Origin of the sequence: Flavobacterium sp. 5 (assembly GCF_002813295.1) — a bacterium.
Taxonomy (GTDB): Bacteria; Bacteroidota; Bacteroidia; order Flavobacteriales; family Flavobacteriaceae; genus Flavobacterium.
In genome coordinates this window covers 4832994-4847806 of sequence record NZ_PHUE01000001.1, presented here as the reverse complement: position 1 = coordinate 4847806, position 14813 = coordinate 4832994, and the positions used below count along the sequence as shown (strand labels likewise).

The following is a 14813-nucleotide window of genomic DNA, read 5'->3' as shown; positions in this document are numbered from 1 at the left end:
TAATACCTAACCCATGTTAATTCTCCTTATTTCTTTAGGAAAACAAATTGTTTTTAGTGTTTAGAAGAACCTAGGAGTTGTCATTTTACTATTTTTTTGGAATATTTCATAGCGTAAGAACAACTCATGTGAACCAGAGTTATAATTATCTAGTTCGGTAGTTTCAAAATCATAAGAGTATCCAACGTAAAAAGCATCAGAAACTTGAAATCCAACCATAGCACTCATCGCAGCGCTCCATCTGTAGGCTACTCCGACAGTTAATTTATCAATAAACATAAAATTAGCAGAAACATCAACTTGTAAAGGAGAACCTTCTACCAGTTTAGTCATAAAAGCTGGTTTGAATTTTATGGTGGGAGATAAATCAAAAACATATCCTCCAATTAAATAATAATTCATTTTCTCTTTATAAATGGCAACATCATTGTCATTATATTTATCTGCTTCTATGAAATTTGGAATTGAAAACCCAATATAGGCTTTGTCTGAATGTAAATAAAGACCAGCACCTATGTTAGGATTAAACTCACTACTAATATTTTGAAATTGAGGATCAGTTTGATCACTAGGGTTTAATTTATTAACATCTATACTAAAGATATTAGCAGTTCCTTTAATCCCAAAAGAGAGTTTAAATGATTCAGATACTGGAATAGTATAGGATATATCTGCTGATATAGAATTAGAAGTTGATGGTCCTATTTCATCATTTACAATTGAAAGACCCGCTCCTAATTTAGTATTATTAAAGGGAGTATTTACAGACACCGTATTTGTAATCGGAGCACCATCAAGGCCTACCCATTGTGTACGATGCAATGCAAAAAAGCTTAATGCTCCTCTAGAACCCGCGTATGCTGGATTTACATTTACTGTGTTATACATATATTGAGTATATTGAGCATCTTGTTGCGCAAAACATGCAATGGCTGTAAACATCATAACGATTGAAAATAGTTTTGTTTTCATAGTTAGCGATTTGTTGGTTAAAATTGGCTATTTTTTATAATAGCTTAGTTTTGAGGGATTATATTTTAGATCTATATGTTCTTAATTGAGGGTATATAATACTCTGGGTTTTGCAAATACCCAGAGTATACATTACTATTTATTTTACTAAATATAAATAACCATCTTTTTTGATATTTTGAGTTTTACCTCCGTCAACAGTATCATAACTTATTATGTAGAAGTATGTTCCAGTTGGTAAGCCTTCATTTTTGCTGATGGTAGTTCTACCTTCTGATCGTCCTCTAAATGCATTACCTTCGTTGTTATAATTCTCTCTTTCAAAAACTAAAACTCCCCAACGATTAAAGATTTCGACTTTGAAATTTTTATAGCAATCGTTATCTTCTATGTTTTCAATTTGGAAATAATCATTTTTACCATCTTCATTTATAGAGAGTGCATTATGAATAATTATAGTTTTACAAGGGAGAGCTATACAATCATCGTCGATATCGATTGTTAAAAAGATGCTTCTTGGACAATCTCCTTCTATTCTATACTCATATTTATATTTACCAACAGGTATTCCTATCGAACTCAAAATATTACCAACCAATCCTCCAGTGCTTTCAGTGTCTATCCAAGTACCATTTATAGGAACACCTGTAGGAAGTGATTTAGATAGGTCTATAGGAGTAGTGTCTCCATTACAAGCAGCTAGACCAGAAATGGTAATTGGTTCTATTCCTGTAACATTTATTGTAATTGTTGCTGTTGCACAATTTGTTGGATTTATAGCTTCACAAACTTGATAGTCAAAGTTGTATTCGCCTACAGCTACACCGTTTGTTATTGTTATTTGTCCAGTGTTATTAAAAGCTATATGATCTATCAATAATTCAGATAATAATTTGAATTTAAGAGCACTGATATTTACTTTTATTCCATCAAGTAAATCATTGCTTAGCGGATTATCAAGTTCACCAAGAATAGAGCATTGGGTCACATTATAAACATCATTTACAGCTTGGATATTGGCAAACATTCTACAGCTAATACCAAAATCTAAATCTAAATGAATTTGATCAGTAGCGGTAACATCAGCAGTTTGAGGATTTTCATTTGTAGGTCCACATACTTCAAAGCTTGCTGGTTTACTGGTTTTTGGTGAATTTGCAATTTTGTTACTATTTGGTAGAATTTTTACCAATCCTGTGGCATTCATTGCTGATGATTGGGTTTCTAAATTACTATCCATTTTTAATTCTACAGTATAGTCACCATAGGCACCTTCGCTTGGTCTGTTTCTCCAATAGCCTTGTATACCAATAATGACAGTTTCAGAATAATTATTAGGACCAGTTACAAATAAATTTGGCGATTTTGCATTACCAAAACCAGCAGCATTTAATTCGCCAACATTCAGTTTGCCTGTGTAACTTCCATCACCATTAAGATCAATCCATTCCCATTTACTGTAATCGAAAGATCCATTGGCATCAGGAATATTTTGAGTAATTAAGCCATCATTATTAGCATCGAACCACTCATCTTGAATTCCATTTTCATTTTTGTCATACCAAACAAAATCTCCTAGAACAGGTGTTTTTGACTTGTCATATCCAAAGTCATGGAATTGATAGACACAAATTTCTAAGGTTGTAAAGAATAAACTAGAATCTACAGGGAACAATTCATAGGCACTACCTAAATTAGCATCTTGTACTTGTAGTAAGTAATCTCCAGCTGGCATTCCTGTGAAATTATAATACCCTTGTGCATTTGTAATTCTGATAAGAATTGGCCCAGTTGTAGTTCCTTGTGGAATTAAGGTTACAGGGACATTTGCCAAAGGTGTGTTTGTTGCTGCATTAAAAACAATACCAGCCATTTTTGTAGTATTGTTACAAATTACATTTATAGTCACAGTGGCTGTATCACAATTTCCAAAATCTGCATTTTCACAAATTCGATATACTAAGGTGTAAATACCTGCAGGTGTACCGTCTTTTAGATCTATTGAACCGTCAAGATTCATTGTCATATAACCTGTTGGATCAGGTGTTACTAAAGTCAATGTTACATCGTTTGGATTAACAGCAACAGTATTTAAAGTATCATTAGTAAAGACATTAAGTACATTAGTAGCACCATTTATTCCATCTATTGGTCCAGCTGTATCATCAACTGCATCAATTTTGAATGTTGGTCTAGAGGTACATCTTGGATCTGAAGGTGGATAATTAACTATAATTGTTTGACTTGGATTTAATGTAAAAGTTACAGAAGCAGTTGGTTTAAGACCTTCAAAACCATCAGCACTTTCAATCCATTTACCATTTTCTAAAACCCAACCAGGCCAATCAATTCCATTACCATTTTCATCAACTACAGCACCTGGCCATGGTACTTTACCATTTAATGGTAAATTATTCATTGTTGCAATTACATTATTATTACTATCAGTCCAAGTTAATGTCAAACCATTTACTGGAGTGAAATTATTTGCAGTTGCTGTATAGCTTAAGTAAGGAACATCATTGATACAAATAGCTTCTCCAGTTATTGTCATAGTTGGAGCTTCTATGGTAACAGTTACAACGGCTGTATCACAATTGGTGTTGTTTAATTTTTCACAAATTTGATATGTCATTGTTTGGGTACCTACAGGAGCATCAGGCAATACGTCTATAGATCCATCAGGATTCAATTGTAAGAAAGGATTTGATGTTACAGTTGTTAAAAATACATCAGCTAGATTTACGGCTAACGCATTCAAAACATCATTAGTAAGAACGTTGATAACGTTTGGTGTAATTTGGTTTACTCCCACAATTGTTCCCGCATTATCATCAACAGCATCAATTGGATTTGTTTTTTCGTTAACTATTTCATCATCTGAAGCACCAATAGGAGTCTCATTAGGTGTAAATCCATCTGCTCTTGCAACATTAGTTACTGAACCTATATCCAAATCATTTTGAATTACCGTATGACTTTGTGAATACTCTGAACTAGCACCTGGCTCTAATATTGCAATAGTAGTATCTAATCCTGTAAGTGGATCTTTTACTATTATTTGATGCAAAGTTTGATTACCCATGTTTTTGATAATTATAGTATAGTTTATTATGTCTCCAACTTTACTATAACTTGCAGTAGTTGCAGTTTTTATTACTACCAATCTTGGGGTTTGCTCTAATTCTGTAATAGTACAATCAGTACAATCTGGATTTATTGTACAGATTGTACAAGGAGTAGGGTCGGAAGAAGTATCTGTTACAGGTTTTTCTTCAGGGTCTTTGGCTATTACAGTTGCCAAATTATATACATATCCAGTATTGATGTCTCCTTGAGTGATGACATATGAGCCTGAGAATGTTGTTGAGTCTGATGCACCTACGGGTAAAGTAGGAATTGGTCCTCCTGTAATTGCTGCATTGTTATCAGTAACAATTACATTAGTAAGATCTACAGTTCCTGTATTTGTAACTACAAAATTGTATTTAACAGTATCTCCTACGTTTGTAATTCCATCTTGATTGCTGTCAACGTAGTTTCCATCTTTAGTTATATTAATACTTGATTCTGAAATTATGAAAGTATAATTTACAATACAACCATTTAGATCTTTAATTTCAACACTGTATGTGCCTTTTACTAAGCTTGATATATCTTCAGTTGCGGCTCCATTTGTCCATAAGAAAGTATAAGGCTCTGTGCCTCCAGTTACAGTAAGATTGATAGATCCATTACTACAGTTTGTACAATTGTTGTTGTTTATAATTACAGATGTTGCACTTAAAACATTTTGTGGTTCAGAGATGGTAATTTGTTCTGTATCGGTACATCCTTTCGCATCTGTTACTGTTACGGTATAAGTGCCTGCAACGAGTCCAGTTGCCATGGCTGTATTTTGAGCAGGGGTAGTATTCCAGCTATAAGTATAATCAGCAGTTCCACCAGTGGCAGAAGCTGTTGCAGAGCCAGAAGCATCGCCTTTACAATTTACATCAACAACAGAACCAATAGCAGCAAGAAGAGCATTTTGTGGTTCAGAGATAGTAATTTGTTCTGTATCGGTACATCCTTTCGCATCTGTTACTGTTACGGTATAAGTACCTGCAACGAGTCCAGTTGCCATGGCTGTATTTTGAACAGGGGTAGTATTCCAGCTATAAGAATAATCAGCAGTTCCACCAGTGGCAGAAGCAGTAGCAGAGCCAGAAGCATCGCCTTTACAATTTACATCAACAACAGAACCAATAGCAGCAAGAAGAGCATTTTGTGGTTCGTTGATGGTAATTTGTTCTGTATCGGTACATCCTTTCGCATCTGTTACTGTTACGGTATAAGTACCTGCAACGAGTCCAGTTGCTATGGCTGTGTTTTGAATAGGGGTAGTATTCCAGCTATAAGTATAATCAGCAGTTCCACCAGTGGCAGAAGCTGTTGCAGAGCCAGAAGCATCGCCTTTACAATTTACATCAACAACAGAACCAATAGCAGCAAGAAGAGCATTTTGTGGTTCAGAGATAGTAATTTGTTCTGTATCGGTACATCCTTTCGCATCTGTTACTGTTACGGTATAAGTGCCTGCAACGAGTCCAGTTGCCATGGCTGTATTTTGAATAGGGGTAGTATTCCAGCTATAAGTATAATCAGCAGTTCCACCAGTGGCAGAAGCTGTTGCAGAGCCAGAAGCATCGCCTTTACAATTTACATCAACAACAGAACCAATAGCAGCAAGAAGAGCATTTTGTGGTTCAGAGATAGTAATTTGTTCTGTATCGGTACATCCTTTCGCATCTGTTACTGTTACGGTATAAGTACCTGCAACGAGTCCAGTTGCCATGGCTGTATTTTGAACAGGGGTAGTATTCCAGCTATAAGAATAATCAGCAGTTCCACCAGTGGCAGAAGCAGTAGCAGAGCCAGAAGCATCGCCTTTACAATTTACATCAACAACAGAACCAATAGCAGCAAGAAGAGCATTTTGTGGTTCGTTGATGGTAATTTGTTCTGTATCGGTACATCCTTTCGCATCTGTTACTGTTACGGTATAAGTACCTGCAACGAGTCCAGTTGCTATGGCTGTGTTTTGAATAGGGGTAGTATTCCAGCTATAAGTATAATCAGCAGTTCCACCAGTGGCAGAAGCTGTTGCAGAGCCAGAAGCATCGCCTTTACAATTTACATCAACAACAGAACCAATAGCAGCAAGAAGAGCATTTTGTGGTTCAGAGATAGTAATTTGTTCTGTATCGGTACATCCTTTCGCATCTGTTACTGTTACGGTATAAGTGCCTGCAACGAGTCCAGTTGCCATGGCTGTATTTTGAACAGGGGTAGTATTCCAGCTATAAGTATAATCAGCAGTTCCACCAGTGGCAGAAGCAGTAGCAGAGCCAGAAGCATCGCCTTTACAATTTACATCAACAACAGAACCAATAGCAGCAAGAAGAGCATTTTGTGGTTCGTTAATGGTAATTTGTTCTGTATCGGTACATCCTTTCGCATCTGTTACTGTTACGGTATAAGTACCTGCAACGAGTCCAGTTGCTATGGCTGTGTTTTGAATAGGGGTAGTATTCCAGCTATAAGTATAATCAGCAGTTCCACCAGTGGCAGAAGCAGTAGCAGAGCCAGAAGCATCGCCTTTACAATTTACATCAACAACAGAACCAATAGCAGCAAGAAGAGCATTTTGTGGTTCAGAGATAGTAATTTGTTCTGTATCGGTACATCCTTTCGCATCTGTTACTGTTACGGTATAAGTGCCTGCAACGAGTCCAGTTGCCATGGCTGTATTTTGAATAGGGGTAGTATTCCAGCTATAAGTATAATCAGCAGTTCCACCAGTGGCAGAAGCTGTTGCAGAGCCAGAAGCATCGCCTTTACAATTTACATCAACAACAGAACCAATAGCAGCAAGAAGAGCATTTTGTGGTTCAGAGATAGTAATTTGTTCTGTATCGGTACATCCTTTCGCATCTGTTACTGTTACGGTATAAGTACCTGCAACGAGTCCAGTTGCCATGGCTGTATTTTGAACAGGGGTAGTATTCCAGCTATAAGAATAATCAGCAGTTCCACCAGTGGCAGAAGCTGTTGCAGAGCCAGAAGCATCGCCTTTACAATTTACATCAACAACAGAACCAATAGCAGCAAGAAGAGCATTTTGTGGTTCAGAGATAGTAATTTGTTCTGTATCGGTACATCCTTTCGCATCTGTTACTGTTACGGTATAAGTACCTGCAACGAGTCCAGTTGCCATAGCTGTATTTTGAACAGGGGTAGTATTCCAGCTATAAGTATAATCAGCAGTTCCACCAGTGGCAGAAGCTGTTGCAGAGCCAGAAGCATCGCCTTTACAATTTACATCAACAACAGAACCAATAGCAGCAAGAAGAGCATTTTGTGGTTCGTTGATGGTAATTTGTTCTGTATCGGTACATCCTTTCGCATCTGTTACTGTTACGGTATAAGTACCTGCAACGAGTCCAGTTGCCATAGCTGTATTTTGAGTAGGGGTAGTATTCCAGCTATAAGTATAATCAGCAGTTCCACCAGTGGCAGAAGCAGTAGCAGAGCCAGAAGCATCGCCTTTACAATTTACATCAACAACAGAACCAATAGCAGCAAGAAGAGCATTTTGTGGTTCGTTAATGGTAATTTGTTCTGTATCGGTACATCCTTTAGCATCTGTTACTGTTAGGGTATAAGTACCTGCAACGAGTCCAGTTGCCATAGCTGTATTTTGAACAGGGGTAGTATTCCAGCTATAAGTATAATCTGCAGTTCCACCAGTGGCAGAAGCTGTTGCAGAGCCAGAAGCATTGCCTTTACAATTTACATCAACAACAGAACCAATAGCAGCAAGAAGAGCATTTTGTGGTTCAGAGATAGTAATTTGTTCTGTATCGGTACATCCTTTCGCATCTGTTACTGTTACGGTATAAGTACCTGCAACGAGTCCAGTTGCCATGGCTGTATTTTGAACAGGGGTAGTATTCCAGCTATAAGAATAATCAGCAGTTCCACCAGTGGCAGAAGCAGTAGCAGAGCCAGAAGCATCGCCTTTACAATTTACATCAACAACAGAACCAATAGCAGCAAGAAGAGCATTTTGTGGTTCGTTGATGGTAATTTGTTCTGTATCGGTACATCCTTTCGCATCTGTTACTGTTACGGTATAAGTACCTGCAACGAGTCCAGTTGCTATGGCTGTGTTTTGAATAGGGGTAGTATTCCAGCTATAAGTATAATCAGCAGTTCCACCAGTGGCAGAAGCTGTTGCAGAGCCAGAAGCATCGCCTTTACAATTTACATCAACAACAGAACCAATAGCAGCAAGAAGAGCATTTTGTGGTTCAGAGATAGTAATTTGTTCTGTATCGGTACATCCTTTCGCATCTGTTACTGTTACGGTATAAGTACCTGCAACGAGTCCAGTTGCCATGGCTGTATTTTGAACAGGGGTAGTATTCCAGCTATAAGAATAATCAGCAGTTCCACCAGTGGCAGAAGCAGTAGCAGAGCCAGAAGCATCGCCTTTACAATTTACATCAACAACAGAACCAATAGCAGCAAGAAGAGCATTTTGTGGTTCGTTGATGGTAATTTGTTCTGTATCGGTACATCCTTTCGCATCTGTTACTGTTACGGTATAAGTACCTGCAACGAGTCCAGTTGCTATGGCTGTGTTTTGAATAGGGGTAGTATTCCAGCTATAAGTATAATCAGCAGTTCCACCAGTGGCAGAAGCTGTTGCAGAGCCAGAAGCATCGCCTTTACAATTTACATCAACAACAGAACCAATAGCAGCAAGAAGAGCATTTTGTGGTTCAGAGATAGTAATTTGTTCTGTATCGGTACATCCTTTCGCATCTGTTACTGTTACGGTATAAGTACCTGCAACGAGTCCAGTTGCCATGGCTGTATTTTGAACAGGGGTAGTATTCCAGCTATAAGAATAATCAGCAGTTCCACCAGTGGCAGAAGCAGTAGCAGAGCCAGAAGCATCGCCTTTACAATTTACATCAACAACAGAACCAATAGCAGCAAGAAGAGCATTTTGTGGTTCGTTGATGGTAATTTGTTCTGTATCGGTACATCCTTTCGCATCTGTTACTGTTACGGTATAAGTACCTGCAACGAGTCCAGTTGCTATGGCTGTGTTTTGAATAGGGGTAGTATTCCAGCTATAAGTATAATCAGCAGTTCCACCAGTGGCAGAAGCTGTTGCAGAGCCAGAAGCATCGCCTTTACAATTTACATCAACAACAGAACCAATAGCAGCAAGAAGAGCATTTTGTGGTTCAGAGATAGTAATTTGTTCTGTATCGGTACATCCTTTCGCATCTGTTACTGTTACGGTATAAGTGCCTGCAACGAGTCCAGTTGCCATGGCTGTATTTTGAACAGGGGTAGTATTCCAGCTATAAGTATAATCAGCAGTTCCACCAGTGGCAGAAGCAGTAGCAGAGCCAGAAGCATCGCCTTTACAATTTACATCAACAACAGAACCAATAGCAGCAAGAAGAGCATTTTGTGGTTCGTTGATGGTAATTTGTTCTGTATCGGTACATCCTTTCGCATCTGTTACTGTTACGGTATAAGTACCTGCAACGAGTCCAGTTGCTATGGCTGTGTTTTGAATAGGGGTAGTATTCCAGCTATAAGTATAATCAGCAGTTCCACCAGTGGCAGAAGCTGTTGCAGAGCCAGAAGCATCGCCTTTACAATTTACATCAACAACAGAACCAATAGCAGCAAGAAGAGCATTTTGTGGTTCAGAGATAGTAATTTGTTCTGTATCGGTACATCCTTTCGCATCTGTTACTGTTACGGTATAAGTGCCTGCAACGAGTCCAGTTGCCATGGCTGTATTTTGAATAGGGGTAGTATTCCAGCTATAAGTATAATCAGCAGTTCCACCAGTGGCAGAAGCTGTTGCAGAGCCAGAAGCATCGCCTTTACAATTTACATCAACAACAGAACCAATAGCAGCAAGAAGAGCATTTTGTGGTTCAGAGATAGTAATTTGTTCTGTATCGGTACATCCTTTCGCATCTGTTACTGTTACGGTATAAGTACCTGCAACGAGTCCAGTTGCCATGGCTGTATTTTGAATAGGGGTAGTATTCCAGCTATAAGTATAATCAGCAGTTCCACCAGTGGCAGAAGCTGTTGCAGAGCCAGAAGCATCGCCTTTACAATTTACATCAACAACAGAACCAATAGCAGCAAGAAGAGCATTTTGTGGTTCAGAGATAGTAATTTGTTCTGTATCGGTACATCCTTTCGCATCTGTTACTGTTACGGTATAAGTACCTGCAACGAGTCCAGTTGCCATGGCTGTATTTTGAACAGGGGTAGTATTCCAGCTATAAGAATAATCAGCAGTTCCACCAGTGGCAGAAGCAGTAGCAGAGCCAGAAGCATCGCCTTTACAATTTACATCAACAACAGAACCAATAGCAGCAAGAAGAGCATTTTGTGGTTCGTTGATGGTAATTTGTTCTGTATCGGTACATCCTTTCGCATCTGTTACTGTTACGGTATAAGTACCTGCAACGAGTCCAGTTGCTATGGCTGTGTTTTGAATAGGGGTAGTATTCCAGCTATAAGTATAATCAGCAGTTCCACCAGTGGCAGAAGCTGTTGCAGAGCCAGAAGCATCGCCTTTACAATTTACATCAACAACAGAACCAATAGCAGCAAGAAGAGCATTTTGTGGTTCAGAGATAGTAATTTGTTCTGTATCGGTACATCCTTTCGCATCTGTTACTGTTACGGTATAAGTACCTGCAACGAGTCCAGTTGCTATGGCTGTGTTTTGAATAGGGGTAGTATTCCAGCTATAAGTATAATCAGCAGTTCCACCAGTGGCAGAAGCAGTAGCAGAGCCAGAAGCATCGCCTTTACAATTTACATCAACAACAGAACCAATAGCAGCAAGAAGAGCATTTTGTGGTTCAGAGATAGTAATTTGTTCTGTATCGGTACATCCTTTCGCATCTGTTACTGTTACGGTATAAGTGCCTGCAACGAGTCCAGTTGCCATGGCTGTATTTTGAATAGGGGTAGTATTCCAGCTATAAGTATAATCAGCAGTTCCACCAGTGGCAGAAGCTGTTGCAGAGCCAGAAGCATCGCCTTTACAATTTACATCAACAACAGAACCAATAGCAGCAAGAAGAGCATTTTGTGGTTCAGAGATAGTAATTTGTTCTGTATCGGTACATCCTTTCGCATCTGTTACTGTTACGGTATAAGTACCTGCAACGAGTCCAGTTGCCATGGCTGTATTTTGAACAGGGGTAGTATTCCAGCTATAAGAATAATCAGCAGTTCCACCAGTGGCAGAAGCTGTTGCAGAGCCAGAAGCATCGCCTTTACAATTTACATCAACAACAGAACCAATAGCAGCAAGAAGAGCATTTTGTGGTTCAGAGATAGTAATTTGTTCTGTATCGGTACATCCTTTCGCATCTGTTACTGTTACGGTATAAGTGCCTGCAACGAGTCCAGTTGCCATGGCTGTATTTTGAACAGGGGTAGTATTCCAGCTATAAGAATAATCAGCAGTTCCACCAGTGGCAGAAGCAGTAGCAGAGCCAGAAGCATCGCCTTTACAATTTACATCAACAACAGAACCAATAGCAGCAAGAAGAGCATTTTGTGGTTCGTTGATGGTAATTTGTTCTGTATCGGTACATCCTTTCGCATCTGTTACTGTTACGGTATAAGTACCTGCAACGAGTCCAGTTGCTATGGCTGTATTTTGAACAGGGGTAGTATTCCAGCTATAAGTATAATCAGCAGTTCCACCAGTGGCAGAAGCTGTTGCAGAGCCAGAAGCATCGCCTTTACAATTTACATCAACAACAGAACCAATAGCAGCAAGAAGAGCATTTTGTGGTTCAGAGATAGTAATTTGTTCTGTATCGGTACATCCTTTCGCATCTGTTACTGTTACGGTATAAGTGCCTGCAACGAGTCCAGTTGCCATGGCTGTATTTTGAATAGGGGTAGTATTCCAGCTATAAGTATAATCAGCAGTTCCACCAGTGGCAGAAGCTGTTGCAGAGCCAGAAGCATCGCCTTTACAATTTACATCAACAACAGAACCAATAGCAGCAAGAAGAGCATTTTGTGGTTCAGAGATAGTAATTTGTTCTGTATCGGTACATCCTTTCGCATCTGTTACTGTTACGGTATAAGTACCTGCAACGAGTCCAGTTGCCATGGCTGTATTTTGAACAGGGGTAGTATTCCAGCTATAAGAATAATCAGCAGTTCCACCAGTGGCAGAAGCAGTAGCAGAGCCAGAAGCATCGCCTTTACAATTTACATCAACAACAGAACCAATAGCAGCAAGAAGAGCATTTTGTGGTTCGTTGATGGTAATTTGTTCTGTATCGGTACATCCTTTCGCATCTGTTACTGTTACGGTATAAGTACCTGCAACGAGTCCAGTTGCTATGGCTGTGTTTTGAATAGGGGTAGTATTCCAGCTATAAGTATAATCAGCAGTTCCACCAGTGGCAGAAGCTGTTGCAGAGCCAGAAGCATCGCCTTTACAATTTACATCAACAACAGAACCAATAGCAGCAAGAAGAGCATTTTGTGGTTCAGAGATAGTAATTTGTTCTGTATCGGTACATCCTTTCGCATCTGTTACTGTTACGGTATAAGTGCCTGCAACGAGTCCAGTTGCCATGGCTGTATTTTGAACAGGGGTAGTATTCCAGCTATAAGTATAATCAGCAGTTCCACCAGTGGCAGAAGCTGTTGCAGAGCCAGAAGCATCGCCTTTACAATTTACATCAACAACAGAACCAATAGCAGCAAGAAGAGCATTTTGTGGTTCAGAGATAGTAATTTGTTCTGTATCGGTACATCCTTTCGCATCTGTTACTGTTACGGTATAAGTACCTGCAACGAGTCCAGTTGCCATGGCTGTATTTTGAACAGGGGTAGTATTCCAGCTATAAGAATAATCAGCAGTTCCACCAGTGGCAGAAGCAGTAGCAGAGCCAGAAGCATCGCCTTTACAATTTACATCAACAACAGAACCAATAGCAGCAAGAAGAGCATTTTGTGGTTCAGAGATAGTAATTTGTTCTGTATCGGTACATCCTTTCGCATCTGTTACTGTTACGGTATAAGTGCCTGCAACGAGTCCAGTTGCCATGGCTGTATTTTGAACAGGGGTAGTATTCCAGCTATAAGTATAAGCAGCAGTCCCTCCAGTTACAGAAGTAGTAGCTTGACCATTATTTCCACCAAAGCAAGACACATTAGTAGAAGTGTTAATAGTAGCAACAGGTAAAGCATTAACGGTTACTTGTGTAGTTGCTGTTTTTGGGCAACCACCAGTTGTAAATGAATAAGTTACAGTGTAAGAGCCAGCCGTACTATTTGTAATATCAATTGATCCACTAACCGGATTAATACTTAAACCAGCAGGAGCAGAAAAAGTTCCACCCGTGATTCCTCCGAGGGTAGCAGGTATAATACCTTCATTTTTACAAAAATCACCATCACCATAACTAATAGTTGCAGTTCCTAAAATTAGTTTTACAGGATATGGACCTGCAAAATCATCTAATGCTGCTGTTGGAGAATTTGAAGATTTTGTTTTAATTAAAACAGAACCAAATTCAGCTCCTGCACAAGGATTGCTTACTGCAAAAAAAGCACTTATATTTATTGCGGCTTCAACAAATTGATAAGCAGAATATTGGCTTGATCCAAATGCTCCTCCTGTCATTGTATCTACAACATTTGTATTTGTTTTTCCAAAAGCATTAGCAGCAGGATCATTGACTAATGCATAATCTGTTCCATCCCATTTATAAAATTTTACGGTTGCAGTACTACCTCCATTAGAGTATTCTACTGAAAGTAAAATGTCTCCTATAGTTCTTCCTCCAGCTAGGGTAAAACTACCCCCAGCATTTGCTGTTAGTGTATTTTGAAAAAATTCAAAATCAATATAACTTGTTCCAGTTGTTACTAATCTATCACTTGCAATAATTAACCATTGATTATTGCTAGAATCAGTTCCTAGATGGATTAAAACGTTGTTTATATCACCTTTACCTCCTGCCTTGTTGTTTGTCCAGCTCCACTGTGTATTGGGGTTATCATTAAATTTTCCTCCACCAGTAAAAATGTTATCGCCATTGGAATTATATGTTTCAGTAAATTTATAAGTTGTAGCTGTATTTACTGCTGTACCATTAAGTTGGAATACATACTCGCCAGCACCACCAGTGCCAGGTATCCAGTCTCCGATATTAGAAGTTGGAGTATTCGCTTTAAGGTCACCATCAATACCAAAACCATTATAAGGGAAAATGACAGGTGTTGTTTGAGAAACGGCTGTTAAAATACTAAAATAACTTAAAATTAAAATTGTTGCTAATTTAGCGGAATGAGTAAAAATTGTTTTCATTTTTGATTATTTTAAGGTGAATAACCTAAATATTATGAGAAAAGATTCTTAGCAATTATTCTATATGGGGTCAAAAACTAAAGCATACGAAATGCGTAATTACTTTAAAGTATTTACAATAATGATCACAAAAAGATAGATTTTACTTGTATGAATTCAATAAATTGAAATGTACAGGATATAGTATTTTTCTTCAGGAGGTGCGCTTTTAATTTTTCTGTTTTTTTCTACTTGATGTATACTTATAACAGATTTTGTAAAAGAGTTTGAAGAATTAAAGACTGGTAAGAATATATGAGAAATTTTAAAAGGGAGCAACCAAACTTTTTTTTCAAAAAAAGAAGGCAAAAACAGGATTGTTTTTTGAATGATATTCGAAAAATAATCTTTC

General features: G+C 38.5%; 2 protein-coding genes. Both read right to left on the bottom strand.

Translation table 11 applies throughout. The features are described 5' to 3' along the window. Nucleotides 1–60 precede the first annotated feature (60 nt). Nucleotides 61–972, bottom strand: a complete 912-nt coding sequence (locus tag CLU82_RS20265) for a type IX secretion system membrane protein PorP/SprF (protein ID WP_100844810.1) — start codon at nt 970–972, stop codon at nt 61–63. Between the two features lie 139 nt (nt 973–1111). Next, nucleotides 1112–14422, bottom strand: a complete 13311-nt coding sequence (locus tag CLU82_RS20260; protein WP_100844809.1) for a gliding motility-associated C-terminal domain-containing protein — start codon at nt 14420–14422, stop codon at nt 1112–1114. Between the last annotated feature and the right edge of the window lie 391 nt (nt 14423–14813).